The sequence below is a fragment of the Glutamicibacter sp. FBE19 genome (assembly GCF_015524875.1).
Taxonomy (GTDB): Bacteria; Actinomycetota; Actinomycetes; order Actinomycetales; family Micrococcaceae; genus Glutamicibacter; species Glutamicibacter halophytocola.
On record NZ_JACKQN010000004.1, the window covers coordinates 78472 to 104305 of the forward strand.

The following is a 25834-nucleotide window of genomic DNA, read 5'->3' on the forward strand; positions in this document are numbered from 1 at the left end:
GATCTCGCGGACACAGACTGAAATCCCAGGCGAATCGCGCAACGTGTATCGCACTGAAGGTTCCCTGTACGAGAACCAAATGGGTTCACTTCCGTTGTCGTCTAAAGTCTTCGTCTCCGTAGAAAATGGAAGCATAAAAGATGGATTCTATTTCGAATTAGTGGATTACTCTGATGTCATACATGACTCTGCAGGGCTGTATATAGTCGTATGCCGTCTATGGGAGATCACGGACAGCATGCCTGAGGTGAAAGATCCCCACATTCTCGATGAAGCAACCAGACGCGTGCAAGCTTTTGGAATGGAACCAAGTGTTATTGGTCTTCCAGGGCGGCAGGGAAGATTGGATAATCCAGCAACGTCTCTGCCTTGGTTTTTCAACAACGGCTTCGACGTATTCGAAATAGATTACGGCATGATGCAGTCTTGACGGTTGACCGTTCTGTCTTCCTAGCCGCGATGAACGTGTTCCAGTCAAGGTTCCTCTAAGGAAACAGATTGCTGAACTTTTCGCGACCAGCCTCTAGACCTCTACGAGCTCCCGAACTCGAAAGGTAGGTTGAGTGCTATCGAGAATCTTCAGTTTCTTCCAAACCATAGGATTCACGAAGAGCCTTAGACATGAACTCCCACCCTTGAATAACTGGAAGCAGATCCGAGGAATCGCGATTCAACCTACGTAGTTCACGTTGTTCCCCCTGTATTAGTAGAACGTACTGCTCCGCGTAGGCAACCAACTCAAGCACTTTTTGCCGTTCTAAAGTCGGCACGGTGGGAGGCGCTGGTTGAGGATCGCTGATCATTAAGTTCTTTCTAGGTGAACGGCAAAAACGACGATTGTCATGAATCGCGACTGGGCTATGGCCAAGAATACAACCGGTCATGTTCTAGTGCTACGGGTGTCCCAAAAAGGGTTCGGTTACCGGGATTGCTCGTCTCTGGCTTTCTGCCCTTCAGGCAGGATATCGAGCATGATGTACATCAGATTGCACTCGTGGTCTTCCCCGGGAGGCGGATTCTTCAGCTCGTGCTCCAACCGAGTGCGGAGCGCATCACCGGTCTCGGGCCACGGCACAAAATTTGTAGGTCCGGTGTATCTCCCGAGCTGGGCATACCCCTTGGCGCACAGGGCCAAGGCAGATCCTGTGGCCTCTGCAATGGCCTCGTCCTCCGTCAGGACGCTTCCCTTGGCTTCGTTGATGATCCCCATGATGTGGAGGAAAAGGACCCAGTCGTCTTCACCGTTTTCGATGATCTCAAGTTCGATGTCGTTCAGCGGATCAGCCATGGAGCCTCATCGACTCGCGGCTAAATGGAAGGGCCCTTCTCATTCGCGTTCCCCTTTGCATGGTCATTTCGATCACCGCAGTCTGCACCGAGCCGTCCTGGATCAGTTGAAGGAGAGTCTACCCATCCCGGAAGGACCGTCTTAGAAGAAGATCCTCCGAATCCGGTTCTCGGTGCGGATGGCCGGCCAACGAAATGTCCGGTGAAGGTTCCCCATACGGACGTCGCGTTGGTCGTTTACCTGTGTCACTGCCGCTATCAGGAAGCAGGATCTGTCGAAGCAGACGGTGATGCCGGGTGCTCCGGAACCTCGGGATACAGCTCTGTCGGCAGGCCCACCGTGAATCCGTCATCGCGGATGACCGTGCCGCTGATGTCGATCGCGCGGGAAGCGTTATTGCTGCCGTCTGTCAATTGGACGGCAACCCCACTTCCCATCTGTTCTCCAACTAACACAGTGACGTTCTGTGGGGTGATTCCCCGTTCGGCCAGAATTTCCCGCGTCTTGGCGACCATTGCGTCATCCAGAACTCCGCCCGGAAAAGGCGCGGTCACTCGGCATACGCCGCCCCGATCGGCGGCGTATGCGGCGGACACCAGGTCCCTGCCGGCTTGCTCCAGAGATCCAACTGGTTTACGTCCATCGCAGGTATCGCCCGAATAATCTCGGAATACGGAACACCCCATCAAGAGGCCTACGCACAGCACCGCTCCGATGATGCCTAAACCAGCAGATTGGTATTTATTCGGGAATCGCATGCTTCACCGTCCACGTTCGATCATGCAGACCATTATTGCCGAGGTGTCGCCAGACGCTGGACAATCGCTCCGTGTCGCTAGGCGCCGGTGGCGACTAGTCGAGTGTGCTCCCGATTCCATCTACAAACATCTGATCCTGGGCATCGTTCCGGTGAAGGTTCCCGATTCGGACACAAAGTAAGCCGTACAGCGAAGCTATTGTCGAATTGCCGGGCAAGCTTGGCTGCAACCTAATCTAGGCAGCGACATCCCGGACACAACGAAACGAGGAAATTATGGCGGCGAAACGCAAGACGGATTCTGGGCTGATCTGGAGCGCTCAAACCCAAAACGTTAACCTGCTTGATGGTTACCACGAACGGCTCAAGTTTGCCAACATCAAGCAACTAACTACCGGAGTCGGGCTTGTTCGCCGCAGAACTAGCCTCGCTTGATCCAGATATCCAGGTCGTGTCGATCGATGCCGAAGGCAATGTGGACCTCACCGGGATCGACTCCATGCCCCACCTTGTACATCTGCTGATTCATCACTGCCAACGAATCCTGCCTTACACGGCGCCCTCCACAGGGTCCCTAAACCTGACTCGCGTTTACATGCCCTATGCGGCCGGTGTGACGGAAAAGCTCATCGCTTCGCCACGACTCAGAAACCTGGAAGTGGACGGCGGAACCCTTGACATGCTCAATGATTTGTCCGGATCGCCCTTCCGGGTGCAGCTTCAACGGGTGACGAGCGCATCCGACAGCACGGACTGGGGACAGCTTGGCACTGTGAATGAGTTTCAGATCGTCCAGTCGGGGAAGATCGAAGTTCTTCCGCCACGAGACGGGTGGCCCATGCTCGTGAACTTTACTTTGGTGAGTTCGCTTCAGGGTCTCGTGCAGGCCTCAAAAATCCAGCCCGTCCGTTTTGTGGGACTGGAAGGAATCCGCACTATGGATCCGACCGTATCCATCTGGGAATTGCAGGCCAATGACGCATACATCAGCTTCAATGCCAGGCCACCTAAATGGCTAATCGAAGCATGGGACGACCGACTGGGCGAATACATTCCGGCTTCCCTACCATCAACTGCTTCCGGGGTCGGATGAGCAAGATTGGGGGAAATACGAAACCGGATACGTTGAAGATGATCAATGATCGTGGCTGAAATGCACGGGCCGAGTCGGCGGTGTTGAAACGATGGATTCCTCGTCTAGCTGTTGGCTGAATATGAGCCTCGGCATGGCCACATCCGATAATGTCCTGCAGAGGGTTCCCCCTACGGAAACCAAAAACTGTCGTTTATGACACACCTCTCCTCCAGCGTCCACGAAAATTCTTTACAGTTGAAAACTCAATAGATTTTTCAGTTCTATCTGTCGCAAAACCCAGTGCCGCAAACTATGTTTCGAAACAGTTTCCATTCCACGAGTATTGATACATTTAGAGCTATAGGCATCTTCTCGAATACGCCAGAGCCTCTACCGCTACCCCGACATACAACTTTAATTCAACATCATAGCCGGCTTGATATAATCCGAGGTCCCAGTGGTTAGCCGATTCATTCGTACTCTCACCAACGGCAAAGATTCAATAGAACAAATCCTAAAATGGTACATCGGCACTACCGCTTTTGCTGGCTTAATTTCAAGGATTAAGGCTTAATAACCTTATATGAATTAAACGGCAGGACGTGTCTCGCATTACCGCGATTCCGAATTTCGATTCTCACATCTTTCCATCTTTGCGCAATAGAACCTAATGATGCGGAAGGAATCCCTCCCCACTGTGGCAAAACCTCAAATACAGCATCAAGTGTCTTCAATGCAGCCTCTGACAAAGGCAAATGTTCTGTGCTTCCAACACCTGCGTTGTGTGCAGTTTGGTTCCTCACAAAACGCATGCGTTGCATTATCTCATCAGCGTCGTTCCGGATCTCATCGATGAACTGCATTAGTCTCATATCATCACGTAACATTTCCCTAACGCGATTTATTTGAAAAGCGGAGTGAGAACTAAGACCTTTCTGAAATATGACCCAATCTCGCATGGCATTTTCGGCTGCTTTATCCGAAACTCCACTTACTTTCGCGAGGTATTCGATATTTGATCCATCAGAAATAATCAAAGCCATCAATTTGTTCATATCAAATTCGTTCGGGTTTCGCTTCTTGGTTTTTGAACCCTTTCTACGGACATCCCTTTTGATCAGTTCGAGAACAGTCGAGGGTAGACTGGCGGCACCCGATTCGCGAGTAAGTGACCACCAAGCCGACACGCAGAGTTGTCGGAGAGCAACCAAGGCGACAACGGCTGGAACATGCTCGGAAACCAGATTCTGAGGAGCCTTTTGAGCGCCACGCCCCAAATACTCCAGAGCTATCCAAGCAAAAAATACCTGCATTGAACCAGCGCGTTCCCCTGCAGCTCGAGAGGCAAACCGAAGAGACCTATTCACACTCGGAGCCTGCGAGATATTCAACATGCGCGTAGTCGGAACCAGCTTGTTTCTTGATAGTACCTCGCTGGCACTTTTAGTCCCCTCTTCCCAAACCATGACTTTGCGCTTGACACCGAAGTGACTTGTTCGGTGTTCCGCATTTATACGATCAACCAATAATTCAGCTGCATCAAGGGCCGAATGACGTGCCTGTTCTACGTCCCAGGCCTGCGCCTTTAGTATCAAAATCTGTGATTTAAGGGCATGCTTTTCGGTTGAGTCAAACGAATTGCTCATCCCCCAGTGCTGGAGGCAAAATCTAGTGAGATCCATATCTGCTGTTGGTCGTCTCGACAAAGATGCTGTGGCATTCCATCCTATTGACTGTCGCGCATCAATGCGCCGGAAATTCTGCGTATCGATACCAACAGTACGGACAGTTGCGTCCACGACTACCGCCACCTGAAAACTCCGCGGTGCAACGTTTATGTATGCCGAAAGCTCGTCAGCTACACCCTTTGAAGTCCCACTCTCAGCTATCAGCTGGCGAATTGAGAGAGAAAACAGTTCGGGCGTTCGTCCTTGGTTTGCAACTGCCGCAACCAGCTCCCGTGCCATCGAAGACATGCGCGCTTGTTGACCGCGAGTAAATTTTCCATCGCTTGCTACTAGTTCTGCTATCAACTCGGTGAGCTCAGAGAGATACGTCGAATTTCTCTCGCAGGCTTCCGCGGCCTTAGAAGCGGCTTGAGATAGGGCAATGACGTTGGACTTCAAGAAAGCTAAAAGAACCCCCTTGTTGACTTCACGGCTTATAGCCGCATTCGCGAGACCAAGAAACGTTACTACCGAAGGGAGACCCATCGTCTTAGTTGCAGCGCTCCTGTTTACAGCTCTTTGGAATCTCTTGAGAGCTGGCACAACGGCTTTAAAAGCGTGGTCTGGTTCACTTTGAAAGGCCTCAAGCGCTTCGATGCTTTCGCTGATGGCAGCCGGAGGAACTACAAACGAACAAGCCGACGCAGACAGATGGGCACGCGGATCCGCTACAGAAGAGATAGCGTCGCTCATAAAAAGGGCGCGTTCCATTCCTTCAATTTTAGTAAGCGACTCAGAGGCCGACAAGGAAGTTGAATTCACATAAGCCACTGTACTGAATGAACAACTGGCTAAAAGAAAAACCCCCGGCGTACCAGGGGCTCTCAGCCAGTCGCCAATCCTTAGAAATAGGGGCATCTAGCTTCTTAGTGTTCCTCTAGTGTATTCCAAAGTAGTCCAGTCGGCAAGTTTTTGCTTTGACCTCTAAAGACTTTCTGCAGGGATAGCACCGAAAATCTCCACTAGATAGCTTGCAATAATATTACGCTTAACAATATGGGGAGTCTTGCAACCTATAGGTTGGAAGACGTCTCGCCCTCCGCACCTACATTCAGATGAAACGCCTCGAAGTCTCAATGCCCGAATTTTCTCGCAACTAGGTGTCGTAACCAACATCTTCGGATTACGACCCCGCTATTAGTTGCAAGACACCATTGGCTAGCTCGTCACAGATCGTCAAGGTGCCTTACCATCGATTGATGGTTCGAGGTTTATCCAGGTTTCTCACCATACCCCGCCAGCTTCAGTTGAAAACCCGACCTTTATAAAATCAAGCGCTCCAGGCAAGCTCATCGTTCACGAATCAAGATGCCCTTCGTGTAATCCAACGAACTGAAAACATCCAACAATCCTCGACTGAGGACAAAACGACTAGAGCCCAACCCATTCTGAACTGCCGGAAGTGAAATGCTGCTTCTTCCAGATCGGGACCTCGGCCTTGATGCGTTCCACGAGGTTCTCAATGGCGTCAAATGCTTCCTTGCGGTGTGCCGCCGCCGAGGCGGCGACCAGCGCGGCGTCGCCGATCTTCAGCGGACCCACGCGGTGCACTGCGGAAAGCTTCAGCCCGGTGCGTTCTTCTTCCTCGGCAATGATTTTCTCCAGGAAATCCTGCGCCTGCGGATGGTGCGAGTAGTCCAGGGAGTTCACCGACTGGCCCCCATCGTGGTTGCGGATGATTCCGTGGAAGAGCACCACTGCGCCTGCGGTATCTGACTGCACGGCATCGCGCACTGCGGCCTCGTCGATAGGTTCTTCGGTGATTAAGGCGTAGCTCATGAGCGGGCTCCTTCGGTGTGTGCGTTTTCGGCCAGCAGCTGCGGGGCCACTTCAGCCAGTGCGGGAAGCCCGCCTTCAAGGTAGTTCGTTTTGATGCCCCGGCCAGCGAGCAAGGCGGCCGCGCGTTGCGAGCGCGGACCGCGTGCGCAGTAGACCGTTACCTGTGCCGGGATCTGTTCCAGCTCTGCGCCGGATTCAATAGCTGCTTCCAGTTGAGGTAGCGGCAGATGCAAGGAACCGGCGATGTGCTGTTGTGCGCGTTCGTCATCATTGCGCACATCCAACAAGGCTGGCGCTTCATCGCCAGATAGTTCTTCTGCGAGCGCCTTGGCATCAATGCCCTGGACCTCTGGCAGAGAACCGGAACAGAAGAGCACGTAGTCGATCAGCTCAGTGACTTCAGCACCTTCGGGGTCCCGGGAAAATTCGAGGGTGCGCGTGCTGGCTGCCAGCGCATCGTAGATCAGCACCTTGCCCACCAGCGGGGTGCCGATTCCGGCGATCAGCTTCAGCGCTTCGGTGGCCAGCAGCGAGCCGACAGTGCCGCACAATCCGGGCAGCACTCCCCCAGCGGCGCAATCCGGGACGGTGCCCGGGGCAGGAGGAACCGGGAACAGGTCGCGGTAGCCCGGACCATATTCATGCCAGGCCACGGAGACTTGTCCGTGGTGCTGCAGTATGGATCCCCAGATCAGCGGAATGCCCGAAAGCTGCGCTGCGTCATTGGACAGGTAGCGGGTCGGGAAGTTGTCGCTGCCATCGATGACCAAGTCATAATTCGCAAAGATCTCCAGTGCGTTGGAAGAATCCAGGCGCAGATTATGCTCGATGATTTCCACATTGGGGTCCAGCGACTTGGCAGCCTGGGACAGGGAAGCGGTCTTGGCCAGGCCGATATTTGCGGTGGTGTGCGTAACCTGGCGGTGCAAGTTGGATAGTTCCACCACGTCATCATCAACGATGCCGATGGTGCCTACCCCCGCTCCGACAAGATACGGAACGCTGGCGCTGCCTAGCCCTCCGGCGCCGATCACCAGTACCCGGGCGGCAGCCAGCCTGCGCTGCGCGGTGTCATCAAATCCGGGCAGGGTCAGTTGGCGTGCGGCGCGAGCAGCCTGTTCCTCGCTCAGTGGCGGCCCGGGGGCCACCAGCGCGGGAAAGTCGCGTTCACTTTTCATCGTGCTCCTTATCGCGTTGGCGCGATAGCATGAAGTCATGTCGAAGATTACGATACGCTACTTCGCTGCCGCGGCGGCAGCAGCGGGCTGCGAGCAGGAGAGCTGGGAACGCCCGCAAACGCTCGCCGGGCTGCGTAGCGAACTGATCGATTCCTACGGGCCGGAAATGGCACAGGTTTTGCGTGCCGGAAGTTTCCTGATCAACGGCGTGGTGCGCCGCGATGCCGGCGAACTGGGCTCGGCCGAAGATCTCACGGTGGACGTGCTGCCACCGTTTGCTGGCGGATAGCCGATGACCTGCACCCTGGAGAATCATCGCGCAGAACTTGAAGCGCTGTTGTCCCCGGTCTTTGCTTCCCTGGACAGCGAAAAGCTGTTGGCTGATAGCCCCGAGGCAAACGGCCGCATCCTCAGCGAGGATCTGTACGCCCTGTTGCCCATCCCCGCATTCACCAATTCGCAAATGGACGGCTACGCTGCACGCAGCGCGGACTTGGCCACGGCAACGCCGCAGTCCCCCATCACCTTGCCATTGGGTTTCACGGCGGCCGCCGGCGACCGGCAAATCACCTTGGCTGAAGGAACTGCCAGCCCGGTGATGACCGGGGCCATGATCCCGCTGGGGGCCGATACCGTGATCCCCATCGAGGAAAGCAGCTCCGGGGTTTTTCCGGACTTGGTTCGGGCAGGCCGCGGCACTCCGAGCGGAAACGCGGAGTTCACTGCTCCCAGCGAATCAGGCCGTTTCATCCGCCCCGCCGGCGTCGATCTTGAAGCCGGCGCCCTGGTGGCCCGGGCCGGAACCCGGCTGACCCCGACCATGATTGCTGCATTGGTTTCCAGTGGACTGCGTGAAGTACCGGTACGCCGCGCATTGAAGGTGGCCGTGTGCACTACCGGTGACGAGCTCAGTGATGATCAGCCTTCCCAGGGCCAGATCCCGGATTCGAACTCCCCCATGCTCACCGCCTGGCTGCGCCAATACCAGGTGCAGGTGCGCACCCTGCAATTGCCTGATGATCCCAAGCGCTTCGCGCTGGCTATTGATGCGCTGCAGGAACAGGTTGACCTGATTCTGACCGTAGGCGGAATCAGTGCCGGTGCTTACGAAGTGGTCCGACAGGCTCTTGCGCCGCTGGGCGGTGCGTTCCACCACGTGGCGATCCAGCCTGGTGGTCCGCAAGGCTTCGCCCAGCTGCCCCAGGCAGCGGTGCTGTGCTTCCCCGGCAACCCGGTCAGTGCGCTGCTATCGGCTGAACTATTTTTGGCCCCGCTGCTGCGCAAGCTCAACGCCTTGCCCGATCCGGTGCCGCAGCACTACCCGCTGGCTTCCGATGCCACCTCGCCCGGGCATAAGCACCAGGTACGCCGGGCTGTGATCCGTGGTGGCCTGGTGGAAATCCTGGATCCGGGTTCGCATCTGGTCCACGATCTGGCCCGCGCCGATGCGCTGGTGCATATCCCTGTAGGCATCAGCCAGCTGATAGCTGGGCAGCAAATTGAAACTTGGAGCATGAATGTCTGAAAAACTTACCCACCTGCGTGAAGATGGCAGCGCCCACATGGTCGACGTCAGCGATAAGGCTGTCACCAAGCGCGTTGCTACCGCGGAAGCCATCTTTGCCACCCGCGAAGATGTCGTCCCGATGCTGATGACCGGCAACCTGCCCAAGGGCGAAGCATTGGGCACCGCCCGAGTCGCGGGCATCATGGCTGCCAAGCGCACCTGGGAGCTGATTCCGCTGTGCCACCCGCTGCCGATCTCCAAGGTCTCCATTGATTTCGAGGCGCAGGATTCCGCCGTGCGCGTGATCGCCCAGGTGACCACCAAGGGTGTCACCGGGGTGGAGATGGAAGCGCTGACCGCAGCAAGCGTAGCCGCGCTGACCCTCTATGACATGGTCAAGGCCGTGGACAAGCACGCCGAGGTTCGCTCCGTTAAAGTCTTGGCGAAGTCCGGCGGCAAGAGTGGCGACTGGGCCCGTGAAGACTAGTCGCCACGCGGCAGTCGTGGTCGCCTCGACCAGCGCTGCGGCGGGAACTGCCCAGGACAAGACCGGCCCGATGATCGCCCGGTGGCTGGCCGAGCGCGGGTTCGAGGTCCCGGGCCCGGTGGTGGTTGCCGATGGCCAGCCGGTGCGTTTCGCCGTGGATGACCTGCTGGCCGATGACGCGCAGGTGATCATCGTGACCGGCGGGACCGGGGTCAGCCCGGATGACCAGTCCCCCGAAATGGTTGCTCCGCTGCTGGATGTGCAGTTGCCTGGGATCATCGAGGCCATTCGCCGCCGCGGCGAGCCTAACACGCCGCTCTCGATCATCACTCGCGGGGTGGCCGGGTTCGCCGGTAGCAGCTTCGTGATCACCTTGCCTGGTTCTACCGGCGGGGTCAAAGACGGGCTGGCGGTGCTGGATCCAGTCTTGGAGCACCTACTGTCTCAACGTTGCGGCGGCACCGGCCACGGGCCACGCTGAAAAACACCATGTACTTTGATCTGGAAGGCTGAAGGATGAGCGTCGAACCTGGAATCTACGAACACTTCAAAGGGCAGCGCTACGAAGTGCTGGCCGTGGGCAAGCACAGCGAAACCGAAGAACCCCTGGTCTTCTATCGCAAGCTCTACGATGACTACAGCTTCTGGGCGCGACCGCTGGCGATGTTCGAAGAAGCCGTTGACCGCGACGGCTACAGCGGCCCGCGTTTTGCGAGGGTCGCCTAGCGGACGACAAGCCCGGAAGCCGCAGCCTTCTCAGGTTCGAGCATTGGACCGGTCCCGCGCAAGGCGCCCGAGCATCGCTGCCAGATGCGCAACTACGAGAAAGCATGGAAACGAGCATGAAAATTGGAGTCATCGGCGCAGGCGGAGTCGGCGCGTATTTCGCAGCAGCCCTAGCCCGCAGTGGTGCCGAAGTGCATCTGCTCGCCACGGAGCGCCACATCGCGCCGATTGCCGAACATGGCATCACTGTCACCAAGGGTGATGGCACGCCAGGATTCTCCGCCCGCGTGGCCAGTGTCAGCACGAAGGCTGAAGAAATCGGGGCCTGCGATGCCGTGATCCTCACCTGCAAAGCCGGACAGGTGACCGAAGCGATGGATGCCGCGCATGCATTAATCGGCCCGGAAACTGCAGTTCTTCCGCTTCAAAATGGAGTCACTGCTTCTGGTCGAATCGCTGAATCCGTCGGATCAAGCCACGCCTTGGGCGGGGTATGCGTGATCATCTCCTACCTGCAGGAGCCCGGTACCGTGCACCATGTGGGCGGACAGCCAGCAATTATTCTCGGTGAAATCGACGGGAGCATCTCGCCGCGCGCCACGCAATTGTCGGAAGCGTTGGCTGCTGCCGGTGTCAGCACAAGCGTGTCATCCGATATCGTCACCGACATGTGGCGCAAGTTCATGCTGATCAGCTCGTATGGCGGGGTGGGAGCACTGTGCAGGGAACCAGTTGGCCGCACTCGCGCAAATCCGCTGACGCGGTCATTGGTCGAAGATGCCATGCGCGAAGTCGCCCTTCTGGCAGGGAAAGTTGGCGCAAAACTTGGCGAACAAGATATCGATCAAATGATGGCCCAGGTCGATGCATTCGCCCCGGACAGCACGGCATCCATGCAACGCGACCTCATTGCAGGACGTTCTTCAGAACTAGAAGAGCAGAACGGAACAATAGTCCGGATGGCTGAACAGCATGCGGTCGCAGTGCCAATCCACCACACCATCTATCGGGCCATGGCGCTGCTCGACGGTTCAGCAATGTAGCGGCGCAAGCACGAGTCCACGACGCCTTGCCTCATCTGCACTTAGGCCGGTTCCAGGCCGAGCCTCAAATTCGGCGTGATGGGTGATGAGGAAGGCTAGGCTGTTGCCATGGAGGAGATTCTGCTCGCTGGCGGCAACGCATCCGATGGCGTGGTGCGAGTTGGCTCTACCGTGCGCAAACCGTGGGCGGAGTCCACTCCCAGCGTTCTCCATTACATGCGGGCCCTGCGCGCCGCAGGCATCGATGTTCCCAAGGTGTATGGCCAGGACCCGCAGGGACGGCAAATCACCGAGTTTGTTCCAGGACGCCTTGCCATGGATTCGGAGCCGTTGACTCCTTCGCAGCTATCAAGAGCGGGGCGCCTGGTGCGCTCCATTCATGATGCAAGTCAGGCGTATCGGCCAGAAACGGGATCTACTTGGACTCCACCCATTGCAGCCCCGGGTGCCGAACTGATCTGCCATAACGATCTGGCCCCGTGGAATCTGCTCGTTGGTGATCGGTGGGTATTTATCGACTGGGATGCGGCTTCTCCAAGTACCCGGCTCTGGGACCTCGCCTATTCTGCCCAGGCTTTCGCTTTGAATGATGCTTCAGCCGACCTGGTCAACGCGGCCACGAATTTGAATGCCTTTGTTGATGACTATGGGGCCAGCGGCGAGCTTCGCACAGCTCTTCCTGCCGCGATGCGGCAAAGAACAACAGTCATGTACAAACTGCTCAAGGACTCCCACGCTGGGGCAATAGAACCCTGGGGAACCATGTTTGCGACCGGGCACGGCGAGCATTGGAAGGCAGTGACGGAGTTCGTGGAGAACAACCAGTCGCATGGGCACGGGCGCTGGAATAACCCGGATTGGCTCACCACGGGCCGTGGAGCGCTTGCCTATTGCGAGTCAGCCTCGTTGTATCGCTCAAGAGCTGCCGCGAAGTCATTGATCTGCTCCGCGCTCCAGCCCTCCAGCCGCTCGACTACCGCGGCCCGGTGCACCGCCGCTGAAGCATTCAGCCGCTCTTGTCCAAGTTTGGTCAGTTCCAGGACACGGCCTCGACCGGCTTCGGAATCGTCGTAAGCCGCGTATCCCAGATCCAGCAGGGTACCGACTTGCCGGGAGACCGTTGAACGATTCAGCGAGAAGGCCTCGGCGATATCGGTAGCCCTGGCGCCTGGGGTGTCAGCGATGAATCGCAATAGCGAATGCTCCACCATGCTCAGGGGCTCGGCTAGCTGCCGTGAGCGCGAGTTGGCTCGTCGAGTGATCAGTTGCATGTGGTGGTAGACCGACTCGATGTCCGTCTCCCGTTGTTCCCTGCCCATGGTTCCGAGTCTAGTACGTGTCGGACAACTCAAGATATTCTGTTGCACAATGCAACATTAGCGGTATTCTTAATACATATGACTGCCACCGACACCACCGCACCCAGTACCCCCGCCGCCAAGCATTCCAACTCCGCACCGCCAAAACCGGCCACCGCCCAACGCGCACCGAAGGGATGGGGAAAGCTGGCGCGAACCATGCTGATCCCGTTCTTCCTCTGCGCCATCATGGGCCTGTTCTACCTCGGAGCCTTCCATCAGCCAACGCCGCACAACGTGCAGGTAGCTGTGGTTGGAGATTCAGCTGCAACCAAGGTCTTCGCCCAGACGCTGCAAGATGAATCGGATGGGGCGCTGACCGTGCGCACTGTCGATAATGGGGAATCCGCCCGGCAGCTGGTCGAAGATCGCGAAATCGTCGCCGCCTACGAATCGACCAAGGACTCGGCAACGCTCTACGCTTCCAGCGCAGCATCGGAAACCTCGGCGAACATCGCCCAGAAGGTCTTCATGAATGTGGCCTACAAGCAGGGCCAGCCGTTCCACGTGGAGGACGTTGTCCCCGCCGGAGAACATGACAGCACCGGGCAGGGCCTGTTCTTCCTGCTCGTCGCGCTGAGCATTGGCGGCTACGCCAGCGCCGTGCCGCTGGCAGGGTTCATGGGCAAGGTCAAGCTGCCCATCCGCTTCGCCATGGCCGCAATTGCTGCCGCAGTGATCGCATCGATTGCCGTGATCGTTTCCGGTCCGATTTACCAGATCATTCAAAACCACTACGCCAGCATTTGGCTGATTTCGTGGACCTACGCGGTTTCGATCATCATGCTGGGCATGGGCCTGCACCCGATGCTGCGCCACTGGACCACGCCGGTCTTGACCATGTGTTTTGTCGCCTTGAACTTCACCAGCTCCGGCGGCATCTTCCAGCCGGCCATGCAGCCCGGATTCTTCGGCGCGCTGAACACCTTCTGGAACGGCGCCGGCTGGCTGCACGCAGTTCAGACGCTGGTCTACTTCCCGGACCAGGGCATCGGCATGGATATCCTGCGGCTGATCGTGTGGCTGGTTCCCGGTGCGGCGCTGATATTCGCAACCCACGCATGGAGCGTGCACAAGACCCGCCTGGCCAATGAAAACGCGGCCATCCAGGAAGTGGAAGAGGCCGTCGCCGCATAGCGGATCCGCTGGGCCTCCAGGGGCCCGAGGCCGCCCTTCTGCTAGCGGCTGGAAGCCAGCGCTTCGCGCACCTGCTGCGCTGCCTGGAGCAGCCGAGGCAGTATCTTCTGGGCCGCTTCGTCAGCGCTTTGCTCGCTGGCCGGGTGCACGCTCATGGATACGTTCATGGCCGCCGCCACGGTGGAATCGGCGTTGAAGACCGGCACCGCAACCGAGCGCAACCCGATCTCCAGCTCCTGGTCAACCACCGCGTAGCCCTGTGTACGGATCTTTTCCAGTTCCTTGCGCAGGGCTGCTGGCGTTTTCAGGCCCAGCCCGGTGCGCGATTCGAACCCTTCGGCCAATACGGATTCACGAAGCTCCTCGGGCCCGAAAGCCAAAAGCACCCGGCCCATGGAGGTGTTCACCGCAGGGAATCGGGTGCCCACGGAGATGCCGACGCGCATGATCGAGCGGGTGTGCACGCGGGCGATGTACACGATGTCGGTGCCATCGAGCACGGAGGCCGAGGCGGACTCGTGCACCTTCGCCGAGAGCTCCTCAAGCACCGGCTCGATCATTTGCGGCAAGGTGGCGCTGGAGAGATAGGCATAACCCAGCTGCAGGACCTTGGAGGTCAGCTCGAAATGCTTGCCGTCAGAGCGCACGTAGCCCAGTTCCTGCAAGGTGAGCAGAAAACGCCGGGCGGTGGCGCGCGAGAGCCCGGTGCGCGCTGCGACCTCGGAGAGCGTCATTGAGATATGCTCCGCATCAAAGCAGCTGATGACGGCCAAGCCGCGGGCCAGTGACTGGACCGACGTTGAAGGTGTTGCCTGCTCGCTCACCATGCTCCTTGCACGCGCTGAAAACTGTCATGGGGTGCCTCCGCATGTTTGAAGGCACCCCACTAATCTACTGTGTCTCTAGGCCCAGGTCAGTTCCACCGGGACCTTGGCCTGCAACTGGTCAAAACTGATGCCGTGCACCGAGCGCACCAAGACCTTCGCATCGCGCAACTCGAAGATGGCCACTTCGGTATAGATCCGCGAGACGCAGCCCAATCCGGTGACCGGGTAGCTCAGTGTTTCAACCAGCTTGGATTCGCCGGTCTTGGTGAACAGGCTCATCATCACCCAGGTCTCCTTGGCCCCGATGGCCAGGTCCATGGCGCCGCCCACGGCAGGGATCGCGCCTTCGGCCCCGGTATGCCAGTTGGCCAGGTCCCCTGCCTGCGAGATCTGGAAGGCCCCGAGCACGCAGACATCCAGGTGCCCGCCGCGCATCATGGCGAAGGAGTCGGCATGATGGAAGTAGGCGGCGCCGGGCAGTTCGGTCACCGGGATCTTGCCGGCGTTGATCAAGTCCTCGTCGATGTCCTCGCCGGTGGCGACCGGGCCCATGCCGAGCATGCCGTTTTCGGTATGCAGGGTGACGCCCTGGTCGGCGGTGAGGAAGTTGGAGACGTTGGTCGGCTGGCCAATGCCCAGGTTCACGAAGGCCCCGGCAGGAATATCGCGGGCTACCAGCTGCGCCATCTCGTCACGGGTCAGTTTTTCTTCGGTGGTTCGCACGTCAGCCATTACTTTTCTCCTCCAAGAGCTACCACGGTGTCAACATAGATCCCCGGAGTGATCACGTGCTCCGGATCGATGCTTCCGACCTCGACGACCTCGTCAACCTGCACGATTGCGGCCTTGGCGGCCGTGGCCATGATCGGCCCGAAGTTTCTCGCGGTCTTGCGGTAGACCAGGTTGCCGAAGGTGTCGGCCTTCAGCGCCTTGATCAGCGCGAAGTCGGCATGGATGGGCGTCTCCAGGACGTAGCCGCGCCCATCGATGACGCGGGTTTCCTTGCCCTCGGCCAGCAGTGTGCCGTAGCCGGTAGGGGTGAAGAATCCGCCGATGCCGGCTCCCGCGGCGCGGATGCGCTCGGCCAGATTGCCCTGCGGAACCAGCTCCAGCTCGATCTCCCCGGCGCGGTAGGCCGCGTCGAAGTGCCAGGAGTCGGACTGGCGCGGGAAGGAGCAGATGATCTTCTTGACCCGGCGTTCCTTGATCAGCAGGGCCAGGCCGGCGTCGGCCTGCCCGGCGTTGTTATTCACGACCGTCAGGTCCTTCGCGCCGCAGTCCATGAGTGCGTCGATCAGTTCCATCGGCTGGCCGGCGTTGCCGAAGCCGCCGATCAGGACGGTGGAGCCGTCGGTGATTTCGGCGACGGCATCCGCGGCCGAGGTGGCAATGCGTGGTGCCATGATTCTGCCTTTCTGAATTCAAGATGCTGTAGGACCGGAGGTTCAAATCCCCCCCCCGTCGTTCAGCTTCTACTTGGTTGCGTTCACGTTCTCGACCACGACGGCCAGGCCCTGGCCGACGCCGATGCAGATCGCGGCGACACCGTATCGTTCGCCGGATTCGGCCAGGCGGCGGGCGACGGTGCCCAGGATGCGCAGGCCCGAGGCGCCCAGCGGGTGGCCGATGGAGATGGCCCCGCCCCAGGCGTTGACGATCCCCTGGTCGATATCCCAGGCGCGGATGCAGGCCAGGGACTGCGCGGCGAAGGCTTCATTGAGCTCGACGGAGGCGATATCCGACCACTTCAGCCCGGCCTTGGCCAGGGCCTTGTTGGCGGCGTCCACCGGGGCGAAGCCGAAGAACTGCGGATCCAAGGCGGAGGCGCCATTGGAGACGATGCGGGCGATCGGGTCCAGGCCCAGCAGCGTTCCGCCCTTTTCAGAACCAATGAACGCGGCCGAGGCGCCATCGCTCATCGGCGAGGCGTTGCCTGCGGTGACGGTGGCGTTCTCGCCGGTGCGGAACACGGTGCGCAGCTGGGACAGGGTTTCGGCGGTGGAGTCGGCGCGGATGGTTTCATCACGGGTGAATTCGGTGCCGCGCTTGCTGGCCGGCGGCACGGGAACCACCAGGTTCTCGTACTTTCCAGCATCCCAGGCAGCCGCGGCCTGCTGGTGCGAGAGGGCGGAGAATTCGTCCTGGTCTTCGCGGGAGATATTGTGCTTTTCGCGCAGCTGCTCGGTGGCCTCGCCCAGCGAGACGGTCCATGCCCCCGGCATGGCCGGGTTGACCAGGCGCCAGCCCAGGGTGGTGTTGGCCAGTTCCAGGTTGCTCATCGGGAAGGGCCGCTCGGTTTTTGGCAGAACCCAAGGTGCGCGGGACATTGATTCCACGCCGCCCACCAGCACCAGATCGGCATCGCCGGTGGCTACCTGGCGGGATGCTGCAATGGAGGCATCCAGCGAGGAACCGCACAAGCGGTTCATGGTGGTGCCAGGCAGCGAGGTGGGCAGGCCAGCGAGCAGGGTGGCCATGCGGGCAACATTGCGGTTCTCTTCGCCGGCGCCGTTGGCGTTGCCGAAGATCGATTCGTCGATGGTGCTGGTCTCGAGCTTCGGGGACCGTGCGACAAGTTCGCGCACCACATGCGCGGCGAGGTCGTCGGGTCGATGGCCCGATAGCGCGCCACCGATCTTGCCGAAGGGGGTGCGAATTGCGTCGTAGAGGTACGCCTGCTGCATGGTCTCACTGCTCCATTGCTGAAAGATGTTCACAATGTGAACTTAAGTTCGTAGAATGAACTTTATCAGCCTTCACCAGCCCGATCAAGAGGTTGCTAGAAAAGTTCGCTTTGTGAACTTTGGTGCGCACAATGAAAATAGTGCTAGGATCACAACGCCGTGGCAGCCATCACGTGCCGGGCACCAAGAGATCTCGAAGGGGCGACTCATGTCTTCACCACAAACCGATACCCGGAAACTCGAACTTGGCGGCTGGATCGCTGCGCTGTGCTTTTTCATCGTGGTCTTCGAGGGCTACGACATTGTCGCCCTGGGCGCCACAATTCCAGTACTGACCGATCCAGGCGTCGGCGGGTACAGCGTCAGCGAGATGAACTGGGTCAACACCTTTTCGCTGATCGGGGTCGGCGTTGGCGCGGCAACCATGGGACGGCTGGCCGACCGCTTCGGGCGGCGGCGCCCGCTTCTGATCGCAGTTCTCGTCTTTTCGGTGTTCACCTTGCTCTTCCCTTTCCTGCCCAGCGCTTTGCTGATGGGCGCATTCCGCTTCATCGCGGGCCTGGGCCTGGGCGGCTGCATGCCCGTAGCCCTGGCATTGATGCAGGAGAATGCTCCGGTGGGCCGGCGTGCACTGGCCAATAACCTGCCGATGGTCGGCTATCACCTGGGTGCAGTCCTGGCATCGCTGGCGGGCAAGGCAGCCGGGGTGCACTGGTCGGTGCTGTACTTCCTCGGCGGCGGGCTGGGCCTGGCCTTGCTGGCGCTGCTCTGGTTCAAGCTTCCCGAAAGCGATGTTGTCGCCAGCAATGAGCGCACGTCGATCTCCGATGTGCTCAAGCCCAAATACCTGCGCACCTCGATCGGCTTGTGGATTGCCGCGTTCATGGGATTGGTCCTGGTCTACGGGCTGAATGCCTGGCTTCCCAAGATCATGGGCGCTGCCGGCTATCCGGTAGCCGATTCGCTGACGATGCTCTTCGTACTGAATCTGGGGGCCATCGCCGGGCTGGTCATCAGCGCCTACGCGGCCGATTCCAAGGGCATCAAGCTCGTCTCGCTGATCTGGTTCGCGGCCTCTTCAGCATTGCTGCTGCTGCTGGCAGTGCCCTTTGGAAGCCAAGTGCTTTTGACCGCGCTCCTCTTTGTCACCGGCATTTTTGTCTTCTCCGCCCAGTGCCTGATGTACGCCTACGCAGGTCACGTGTACCCGCGCAACCTGGTGGCCACCGGCATTGGACTGGCTTCGGGCATCGGTCGCTTTGGCGCGATCATCGGCCCCTACGTCACCGGCCTGATGGTGGCCGCCGGCACCGCGTACCCGGGGGCGTTTTTCCTGTACGGCGGGGCAGCGCTGCTCGCCGTTGTCGTCATCGCGCAGATCCCCAAGCCGCAGCGTGGCTAGAGTTGTCCCATGGCCAATTCTCCCAGCGGGGATTCAATGCTGGACCGCCTGGTGCGGATCCTTGACTCCTTTGACGCGAAAACCCAGTCGCTCAGCGTCAGCGTCCTGGCGCGCCGGGCCGATATCCCGGTAGCAAGCATGTACCGGCTGCTCGATTCGCTGGTGGAACACGATTTGCTCAGCCGCGACGCCTCGGGCCAGGTGCGGCTGGGCCTGCGGCTATGGGAGCTGGCGAATCGCAGTGCGGCCACCCAGGATCTGCGCACGGCAGCGCTGCCCTTCATGGAGGACATCAACCAGCTTCTGCGGCAAAACACCCAGCTCTCGGTGCTGCACCAGGACGAGGTGCTGATCATCGAGCGGCTTTCCAGGCCCGGCTCGGTCGTCAATCAGGCCAATGTGGCCGGCCGCATGCCGGTGCACCGCACCTCCATGGGGATGGCCCTGCTCGCCTTTTCCCGTCCGGAAGCCATCCGGGACTATTTATCCCGCCACCAGGCGATCATGGCTGCCACCTACCCGGATTTCCGGGCTGAAATGGCTGAGATCCGCCGCACCGGCTATGCCACCTTCGATGGCTTCATCGATCCGGAAACAACCGGCGTCGCGGCTCCCATCCTTGATGATGCCGGATACCAGGTAGCCGTGATCTCCGTGGTGCTCCCCCGCCAAACCCGAGCGGTGCAATCCGCCGGACTGGCATTGCGCACCGCCGCGCGGGGCATTTCCAGGGCGCTGCAGCCGGGCGGATCGGCCTAGGACGATCGGCAGATCAGCGTGTGGATCCCGCCCCATTTTTCTCATTCAATGAGAACCGTGCTGATCGCAGGCCCATCCCGCACGCATCCTTATGCAAGACCCCATTTCCCCGGCCCGCACCGGACCCCTGCACTGCAGCGGGGACTCCGCCCGCTGGTCCCGGCACAGACAGGTAGGACCCATGGCACAGGCGCCACGCATCCTGAAGACCAAGGTCGGCATCATCGGCGGCGGTCCGGCAGGGCTCATGCTCTCCCACCTGCTGGCCGCAGCGGGCATCGAGAACATCGTTGTGGAAATGCGCGAGCACGAAACAATCCGCAACACCCACCGCGCCGGCATCCTCGAATCCCAAGCCGTCTCCATGCTCACCGAATCGGGCGTGGACGGACGGGTGCTCAGCCACGGAGACGAGCACGCCGGCATCGACCTGCGCTTCAACGGCGAATCCCATCCCTTGGACTTCCGGGACCTGGTGGACGCCACCGTGACCCTGTACGCGCAGAACGAGGTGTTCGTGGACCTGGCCGCCGCCCGGCAGCGCGACCAGGGCGATGTGCGCTACGGCTGCGAGGTCACCGAGATCCTGGACATGGAAACGCCCACCCCGAAGTTCCGCTTCACCGATGCCGACGGCGGCCTCTTCGAGGTGCACGCAGATGTGATCGTCGGGGCCGACGGCTCGCGCTCCTTCGCCCGCCGCCAGATGCCCGATGCCTCGCGCCAGGACTTCAAGGTCTCCTACCCGTTCGCCTGGTTCGGCATCCTCACCGAGGCGCCGAAGTCCGCGCCGGAACTGGTCTACGCGAACTCGCCGCACGGCTTTGCGCTGATCTCCCAGCGCAGCGAAACCGTGCAGCGCATGTACTTCCAATGCGACCCGAACGAGGACGTGAATGCCTGGAGCGAGGACCGCATCTGGGCCGAACTGCAAAAGCGCGTGGATGGGCCGGATGGCTTCGAGCTGAAGACCGGGCCCATCTTCGACAAGACCGTGCTCGGCTTCCGCTCATTCGTCCGCGAACCGCTCTCGCACGGGCGGATGTTCCTGATCGGCGATGCCGGGCACACCGTCCCGCCCACCGGGGCCAAGGGCCTGAACCTGGCCTTCGCCGACGTCAAGGTGCTCTTCGAAGCACTGGATTCCTTCTTCTCCACCGGCAGCGAGAAGCTGCTGGAGGGCTACTCGGACCTGGCCCTGAAGCGAGTCTGGAAGGCGCAGAACTTCTCCTACTGGATGACCTCCATGCTGCACACCCCGGTGGGCGGCGATCCGTTCATGGCCAAGCGCGCACTGGGCGAATTGGATACCGTCACCTCCTCGCGCTTCGGACAGCAATTTCTGGCCGAGTCCTACACCGGCTGGCCCCACGCCTAAGCCCACCCAATAACCACCAGAAAGGAGCCGACATGAGCGCCAACACCAACGCACTGGATCCCGCAGCCTCCGCGGCCACGCAGGAAGATATCAGCGCAGAGATCTCCAGCATCCACGAGGACTACCGCCAGCAGCTGCTGGCGGGCAAAAAGGCCGAAACCCAGCCACGGGTGGATTTCGCCCCCTACCGCTCCTCGCTGCTGCGCCACCCCACCAAGAACCTGCACCACGCAGACCCTGAAACCATCGAGCTGCACTCCCCGGCCTTCGGCCAGCGCGATGTGCACGCACTGGAGTCGGACCTGACCATCCAGCACAACGGCGAACCCATCGGCGAGCGCATCGTTGTCTCCGGCCGGGTGCTGGACGGCGACGGCCGCCCGGTCGCCGGGCAGCTGGTGGAAATCTGGCAGGCCAACGCCGCCGGCCGCTACGTCCACAAGCGCGATCAGCACCCCGCGCCCATTGACCCGAACTTCACCGGGGTGGGCCGGGCCATCACCGGAGCCAACGGCGAATACTCCTTCACCACCATCAAGCCGGCCCCGTACCCGTGGAAAAACCACCACAATGCCTGGCGTCCGGCCCATATCCACTTCTCGCTGTTCGGCACCGACTTCACCCAGCGCATGATCACCCAGATGTACTTCCCGGGCGATCCGCTCTTCGCCCTGGATCCGATCTACCAGTCCATCACCGATCCCGCGGCGCGCGACCGCCTGGTCGCCACCTACGACCACTCGATCACCTCCCACGAATGGGCTACCGGCTACAACTGGGACATCGTACTGACCGGATCCAACCGCACTTGGATGGAAGAGGAAGAGGCAGAGCACTAATGAAAAAAGCTCCAGAACTGAAGCTCGTCCCCACCCCGGGACAGACCGTCGGCCCGTTCTACGGCTACGCATTGCCCTATGACAAGGACAATGAGCTGGTCAACCAGGGGCACCCGAATTCGGTGCGGCTGCACGGGGTGGTTTATGACGGCAAGGGCGAGGCCATTCCCGATGCGCTGCTGGAAATCTGGCAGGCCGACGAGCAGGGCAACGTTGTCTCCCGCGAAGGCTCGCTGGTGCGAGATGGCTACACCTTCACCGGCTGGGGGCGCACCGCGGTGGACAATGCCGGCCACTACACCTTCACCACTCTCAACCCGGGAGCCACCGAAGCCGGCAAGGCGCCGTTCATCATGCTCACGGTGTTCGCCCGCGGCTTGATGAACCGGCTGTTCACCCGGATCTACCTGCCCGAGGATGCCGAAGCGCTGGCCAGCGATCCGCTGCTGTCCTCGCTGTCCGAGGCCGAGCGCAAGACCCTGATCGCCACCCGCGAGGACGACGGATCCTTGCGCTTGGATCTGCGCTTGCAGGGCGAAGATGAAACCGTCTTCCTCTCCTATCCGCGCGAAAGCTAGAAACGGGCTCGGCCTTCTTGGCGGCGGCTTGCGCGTGCGGATTATGACGGGTGCGCCGGCCGATGCCGGTGGCAACCAGCGCTCTGGCGCTAGAGTTCTAGAGCGTGGGAACAAATTGAACCAGTGAAGAATCGAGGGTCTTGATGGATGGCGCAGACTACGGCGTGCTGGCCCCGGCATGGGCCGGCACCGCGGCCGCTTCCTTGTCCAGCGACACCGCATTTGTCCAGGCCATGCTGGATGTCGAGGCTGCCTGGGTGCAGGTCCAGGCCGATGCCTCACTGTGCAGCGCCGAGGATGCGCAGGCAGTTCATTCGGTGGCCAGCGTGGAACGCTACGATCTGGCGCTCTTGGCTTCGCGGACTCCCGATGGCGCCAACGCGCTGATCCCCTTGCTGGGCATGATGCGCGAACTGCTCGCCCGCGATGGCGCGCCGCAAACCGCAAGCTCGGCCCTGCACCGCGGGGCGACCAGCCAGGACATCATCGACAGCGCGCTGATGCTGGTCCTGTCCAAGACCATGGCCCAGACCCTGGCCGATCTGCGCAGTGCCGCCGACGGGTTGGCCCGCCTCGCGCAGGCCCACCTCTCAACGGTGTGCATTGCCCGATCGCTGACCCAGCACGCGTTGCCAACCACCTTCGGCTGGAAGGCCGCCAGCTGGCTCTCGGCCATCGTGGACGCCGAAAAGCAGCTGGACACAGCTTCGAGGCAACTGCGCCTGCAGTGGGGCGGGGCGGTGGGAACCCTGGCCTCCCTGGAACAATTCCTCGACGGGGCAGGCGGCACCAAGGCCAGCAGCCAGCAGCTCAGTTCCCAGCTTGCCCGCGTCCTGGGCCTGCAGGATCCGGGCACGCCATGGCACACCAACCGCATGCCCATTCTCCAGCTCGGCTCCGCCCTGGGCGCGGCCATTGCGGCGCTGGGCACCTTTGGTGCAGATGTGCTCACCTCTTCGCGTCCGGAGATCGGCGAGCTGTCCGAGCCACGCGAAACGGGCAAGGGCGGTTCCTCGGCCATGCCGCAAAAGCAGAATCCGGTGCGCTCGGTGCTGCTGCGCAATGCCGCGTTCAGCGCTCCCGGTCTGCTCTCCACGCTCTTCACCGCTGCCGGCACCGCGGTGGATGAACGCCCCGACGGCGGCTGGCATGCCGAATGGGGCGCACTGCGCGAGCTGGCCCGCCTGGGAGCAGGAGCCGCATTCCACGCAGCGTTCCTGGCCAACGGCCTGGGCGTCAATCTTCCGGCCATCGCACGGAACCTCGCCTTGGGCGGCGACGCGGTGCTGTCCGAACGCCTGGCTTCCGTCCTGGCACCGCTGGTGGACGGAGGCAAGGCAGCCATCCAGAAGCTGGTGCGCCGCAGCTTGGATGAAGAGCTGTCCCTGCACGAACTTCTGCGTTCGCAGATTCCCGCAGATCGCCTGGGTGATGCCGAATTGGCCGAACTCTTTGATCCCGCCGGCTACCTTGGTGCCGCGGATCGCTTCACCACAACTGTATTAGCCGATTATTCGGCACGGAAGGAACAATGGCAGTCCCAGAACTAACTCCGTCGCTGCTGCATACCGACAGCAAGCTCCCCACCCTCATCACAGGACCCTCCCTGGGCACCGCGGCCCTTCCTCTGTGGGCCCCTGCCCTGCCCTACCTCAAAGAGCATTTCCAGGTCATCGCCTGGGATCTGCCCGGGCACGGAGCCAGCAAGCCATCGACGCAAGGCTTCACGCTGGCCGAACTCGCCAGCGGCATCACTGCCATGGTAGGGGCCCTGCGGGCTGACGGGGTCATCGCCGAAGGCGCCAAGCTGTTCTATGCCGGGGTTTCGGTGGGCGGCGCCACCGCACTGCAACTGGCCGTGGACCATCCCGGCTTCTTCAACGCCTTGTCCTCGATCTGCTCGGCCGCCAAGATCGGCACTCCCGAGGGGTGGACCGAGCGCGCCGAGCTTGTTGCCAAAGCCGGAACCCCGACCATGGTTGCCGGTTCCGCCCAGCGCTGGTTCGCCCCGGGGTTCATCGAGAAGGAACCCGAGATTTCCGCAAGCCTGCTGCACAGCCTGCAGGATGCTGACCGCTTTGCCTACGCCCATGCCTGTGCCGCATTGGCCGGCTTCGATGTGCGTGGGCGGCTCTCGGCCACCACGGACCGCATCCTGGCCATCAACGGCGCCCAGGACCAGGTGTGCCCTCCGGCTGATGCGCAGTTCATCGCCGAGAACGCCCCGCAGGGCCAGGCGGCCATTATTGACTCCGCAGGCCATCTGGCTCCGGCTGAAGCACCGGAAGACACCGCGGCCCTGCTGGCCGAATTCTTCCTGGCCAACTAGGAAAGGGCAGTACTTCCATGACCGATTCCCAGCGCCTGCCAGGCGATACCTACGATGCGGGCATGAGCGTGCGCCGCGAAGTCCTTGGCAACGAGCACGTTGACCGCTCTACCAAGAATTCGAACGAGTTCACCGACGAGTTCCAGGAAATGATCACCCGCTATGCGTGGGGAACCATCTGGACCCGTGACGGATTGCCGCGCACCACGCGCAGCGCCATCACCTTGACCGCCATGATTGCCGGAGGCTACTGGGAAGAGCTGGAAATGCATGTGCATGCAGCCCTGCGCAATGGAATGACCCCGGAGGAAATCAAGGAAGTCTTCCTGCAGTGCGCCATCTACTGCTCCGTGCCCGCCGCGAATGTGGCCTTCAAAATCGGCAAAAAAGTCCTGGACGAGTACGCAGCGCAGTAGGTACCGCTCTCGCGGCTCGTTCAACGGACAGCTGGCCATTGAGGCGCAGCCACAAGATCAGCTCAGTTTCGTGATCGTGCGCCAGCGGCTGGAATCAGCGATGATTCCAGCCAGCTGCGTTCCTGCTCGGTGAGCGCCCGAGAGGAAACGCCATCGGAGGCCAGCGGCACCATGACAGTGGTGGAATCGAACACCGGTTGCCCGTCCTGGTAGCCGATGCCCCGCACAGTGAACGACTTGTTGCCGACTCGGCTGATTCCCATGCGGATCAGCATTTCAGACTGGTAGTACAGTGGCCGTTTGTAGTCGATCTGGATGGAAGCCACGACCGTTCCGAATTCGAATCGTCCTGCCTTCCCGTCTTCCCGGGTCCAGCGGATGCGCGCTTCTTCCATTAGCGTGACGATGCGGGCATTATTGACATGCCCCAAGGCGTCCTGATCCGACCAGCGCAGCTGCAACATTATTTCCGTTGCGGCTGCCAATTCATTTGCTGCTTCATTGCTCATGAGCTCATTGGATCAGAGTTCAAGTACATCGCCCCCAGCGTGACAGAGCGT

General features: G+C 60.4%; 28 protein-coding genes and 1 pseudogene. 18 read left to right on the top strand and 11 right to left on the bottom strand.

Annotation, left to right across the window (positions count from 1 at the left end; translation table 11 throughout):
• Positions 1-43: 43 nt before the first annotated feature.
• Positions 44-430 (top strand): hypothetical protein, encoded by a 387-nt coding sequence (locus H6F58_RS08570; RefSeq protein ID WP_195181584.1) that lies wholly within the window; start codon positions 44-46, stop codon positions 428-430.
• A gap of 489 nt (positions 431-919) precedes the next feature.
• Here the strand turns inward: H6F58_RS08570 and H6F58_RS08575 are convergent, their stop codons facing one another.
• Complete coding sequence (locus H6F58_RS08575; RefSeq protein WP_195181585.1) at positions 920-1288, bottom strand: hypothetical protein; 369 nt, start codon at positions 1286-1288, stop codon at positions 920-922.
• A gap of 257 nt (positions 1289-1545) precedes the next feature.
• Positions 1546-2046 (bottom strand): hypothetical protein, encoded by a 501-nt coding sequence (locus tag H6F58_RS08580; protein WP_195181586.1) that lies wholly within the window; start codon positions 2044-2046, stop codon positions 1546-1548.
• Between the two features lie 405 nt (positions 2047-2451).
• Between H6F58_RS08580 and H6F58_RS08585 the strand changes: the two genes are divergently transcribed.
• On the top strand, positions 2452-3138 hold the full coding sequence (locus tag H6F58_RS08585; RefSeq protein ID WP_195181587.1) for a hypothetical protein: 687 nt from the start codon (positions 2452-2454) through the stop codon (positions 3136-3138).
• Positions 3139-3683: 545 nt separating this feature from the next.
• Here the strand turns inward: H6F58_RS08585 and H6F58_RS08590 are convergent.
• The 3 genes from H6F58_RS08590 to H6F58_RS08600 all read right to left on the bottom strand — a co-directional run bounded on the left by H6F58_RS08590 (position 3684) and on the right by H6F58_RS08600 (position 7804).
• The gene (locus tag H6F58_RS08590; protein WP_206693579.1) at positions 3684-5558 is read right to left on the bottom strand and encodes a hypothetical protein; all 1875 of its coding nucleotides are present in this window, start codon (positions 5556-5558) and stop codon (positions 3684-3686) included.
• Positions 5559-6218: 660 nt separating this feature from the next.
• The gene (locus H6F58_RS08595) at positions 6219-6626 is read right to left on the bottom strand and encodes a molybdenum cofactor biosynthesis protein MoaE (RefSeq protein ID WP_022875540.1); all 408 of its coding nucleotides are present in this window, start codon (positions 6624-6626) and stop codon (positions 6219-6221) included.
• A complete protein-coding gene (locus tag H6F58_RS08600) occupies positions 6623-7804 on the bottom strand; it encodes a ThiF family adenylyltransferase (RefSeq protein WP_195181589.1) in 1182 nt (393 codons plus the stop codon). The genes H6F58_RS08595 and H6F58_RS08600 overlap by 4 nt, the downstream gene beginning before the upstream one ends.
• 37 nt (positions 7805-7841) lie before the next feature.
• Here H6F58_RS08600 and H6F58_RS08605 point away from each other — a divergent pair, with 37 nt between their 5' ends.
• The 7 genes and pseudogenes from H6F58_RS08605 to H6F58_RS18415 all read left to right on the top strand — a co-directional run.
• Positions 7842-8093, top strand: a complete 252-nt coding sequence (locus H6F58_RS08605) for a MoaD/ThiS family protein (RefSeq protein ID WP_060700546.1) — start codon at positions 7842-7844, stop codon at positions 8091-8093.
• A gap of 3 nt (positions 8094-8096) precedes the next feature.
• Positions 8097-9329 carry a gephyrin-like molybdotransferase Glp gene (glp, locus tag H6F58_RS08610; RefSeq protein ID WP_060700545.1) on the top strand — a complete coding sequence of 411 codons (1233 nt, stop codon included), beginning with the start codon at positions 8097-8099 and terminating at the stop codon, positions 9327-9329.
• Positions 9322-9798, top strand: a complete 477-nt coding sequence (gene moaC / locus H6F58_RS08615; RefSeq protein WP_060700544.1) for a cyclic pyranopterin monophosphate synthase MoaC — start codon at positions 9322-9324, stop codon at positions 9796-9798. The genes glp and moaC overlap by 8 nt, the downstream gene beginning before the upstream one ends.
• The gene (locus tag H6F58_RS08620) at positions 9788-10279 is read left to right on the top strand and encodes a MogA/MoaB family molybdenum cofactor biosynthesis protein (RefSeq protein ID WP_060700543.1); all 492 of its coding nucleotides are present in this window, start codon (positions 9788-9790) and stop codon (positions 10277-10279) included. Before moaC ends, H6F58_RS08620 begins: the two co-directional genes overlap by 11 nt.
• A 35-nt stretch (positions 10280-10314) precedes the next feature.
• Positions 10315-10524: a DUF1653 domain-containing protein gene (locus H6F58_RS08625; RefSeq protein ID WP_060700542.1), complete on the top strand. Its 210-nt coding sequence runs from the start codon at positions 10315-10317 to the stop codon at positions 10522-10524.
• A 116-nt stretch (positions 10525-10640) separates the two neighbouring features.
• Positions 10641-11567, top strand: coding sequence for a 2-dehydropantoate 2-reductase (locus tag H6F58_RS08630; protein ID WP_060700541.1), 927 nt, complete (start codon positions 10641-10643; stop codon positions 11565-11567).
• 108 nt (positions 11568-11675) lie between these two features.
• Positions 11676-12086: pseudogene (locus tag H6F58_RS18415) on the top strand (phosphotransferase); the annotation flags it as partial.
• A 368-nt stretch (positions 12087-12454) separates the two neighbouring features.
• Here the strand turns inward: H6F58_RS18415 and H6F58_RS18175 are convergent.
• The gene (locus tag H6F58_RS18175; RefSeq protein WP_060700540.1) at positions 12455-12886 is read right to left on the bottom strand and encodes a helix-turn-helix domain-containing protein; all 432 of its coding nucleotides are present in this window, start codon (positions 12884-12886) and stop codon (positions 12455-12457) included.
• Between the two features lie 78 nt (positions 12887-12964).
• On the opposite strand from H6F58_RS18175, the gene H6F58_RS08640 reads away from it, so the two are divergent.
• A complete protein-coding gene (locus H6F58_RS08640; protein ID WP_195181591.1) occupies positions 12965-14062 on the top strand; it encodes an ABC transporter permease in 1098 nt (365 codons plus the stop codon).
• Positions 14063-14103: 41 nt separating this feature from the next.
• Here the strand turns inward: H6F58_RS08640 and H6F58_RS08645 are convergent, their stop codons facing one another.
• The 4 genes from H6F58_RS08645 to H6F58_RS08660 form a co-directional block, all read right to left on the bottom strand.
• Positions 14104-14889, bottom strand: coding sequence for an IclR family transcriptional regulator C-terminal domain-containing protein (locus H6F58_RS08645; protein ID WP_060700538.1), 786 nt, complete (start codon positions 14887-14889; stop codon positions 14104-14106).
• Between the two features lie 75 nt (positions 14890-14964).
• The gene (locus H6F58_RS08650) at positions 14965-15621 is read right to left on the bottom strand and encodes a 3-oxoacid CoA-transferase subunit B (RefSeq protein WP_060700537.1); all 657 of its coding nucleotides are present in this window, start codon (positions 15619-15621) and stop codon (positions 14965-14967) included.
• Positions 15621-16292: a 3-oxoacid CoA-transferase subunit A gene (locus tag H6F58_RS08655; protein ID WP_060700536.1), complete on the bottom strand. Its 672-nt coding sequence runs from the start codon at positions 16290-16292 to the stop codon at positions 15621-15623. The genes H6F58_RS08650 and H6F58_RS08655 overlap by 1 nt, the downstream gene beginning before the upstream one ends.
• A gap of 69 nt (positions 16293-16361) precedes the next feature.
• Complete coding sequence (locus H6F58_RS08660) at positions 16362-17573, bottom strand: thiolase family protein (protein WP_195181592.1); 1212 nt, start codon at positions 17571-17573, stop codon at positions 16362-16364.
• A 208-nt stretch (positions 17574-17781) separates the two neighbouring features.
• Between H6F58_RS08660 and H6F58_RS08665 the strand changes: the two genes are divergently transcribed.
• From H6F58_RS08665 to pcaC, 8 genes are all read left to right on the top strand, one after another.
• A complete protein-coding gene (locus tag H6F58_RS08665) occupies positions 17782-18975 on the top strand; it encodes an aromatic acid/H+ symport family MFS transporter (protein ID WP_195181593.1) in 1194 nt (397 codons plus the stop codon).
• Positions 18976-18984: 9 nt separating this feature from the next.
• Positions 18985-19734, top strand: a complete 750-nt coding sequence (locus tag H6F58_RS08670) for an IclR family transcriptional regulator (protein ID WP_146277598.1) — start codon at positions 18985-18987, stop codon at positions 19732-19734.
• A 181-nt stretch (positions 19735-19915) separates the two neighbouring features.
• Positions 19916-21112: a 4-hydroxybenzoate 3-monooxygenase gene (locus H6F58_RS08675; protein WP_146277597.1), complete on the top strand. Its 1197-nt coding sequence runs from the start codon at positions 19916-19918 to the stop codon at positions 21110-21112.
• Between the two features lie 32 nt (positions 21113-21144).
• Positions 21145-21951, top strand: coding sequence for a protocatechuate 3,4-dioxygenase subunit beta (gene pcaH, locus H6F58_RS08680; protein ID WP_060700531.1), 807 nt, complete (start codon positions 21145-21147; stop codon positions 21949-21951).
• Positions 21951-22529 (top strand): protocatechuate 3,4-dioxygenase subunit alpha, encoded by a 579-nt coding sequence (pcaG, locus tag H6F58_RS08685; RefSeq protein WP_171919579.1) that lies wholly within the window; start codon positions 21951-21953, stop codon positions 22527-22529. Before pcaH ends, pcaG begins: the two co-directional genes overlap by 1 nt.
• Positions 22530-22672: 143 nt before the next feature.
• Positions 22673-24079 (top strand): lyase family protein, encoded by a 1407-nt coding sequence (locus H6F58_RS08690; protein WP_146278259.1) that lies wholly within the window; start codon positions 22673-22675, stop codon positions 24077-24079.
• Positions 24061-24858 carry an alpha/beta fold hydrolase gene (locus H6F58_RS08695; protein WP_146277596.1) on the top strand — a complete coding sequence of 266 codons (798 nt, stop codon included), beginning with the start codon at positions 24061-24063 and terminating at the stop codon, positions 24856-24858. The genes H6F58_RS08690 and H6F58_RS08695 overlap by 19 nt, the downstream gene beginning before the upstream one ends.
• 17 nt (positions 24859-24875) lie before the next feature.
• Positions 24876-25274, top strand: coding sequence for a 4-carboxymuconolactone decarboxylase (pcaC, locus tag H6F58_RS08700; RefSeq protein ID WP_060700527.1), 399 nt, complete (start codon positions 24876-24878; stop codon positions 25272-25274).
• Positions 25275-25336: 62 nt separating this feature from the next.
• Here the strand turns inward: pcaC and H6F58_RS08705 are convergent, their stop codons facing one another.
• Positions 25337-25783, bottom strand: a complete 447-nt coding sequence (locus tag H6F58_RS08705; RefSeq protein ID WP_060700526.1) for an acyl-CoA thioesterase — start codon at positions 25781-25783, stop codon at positions 25337-25339.
• Between the last annotated feature and the right edge of the window lie 51 nt (positions 25784-25834).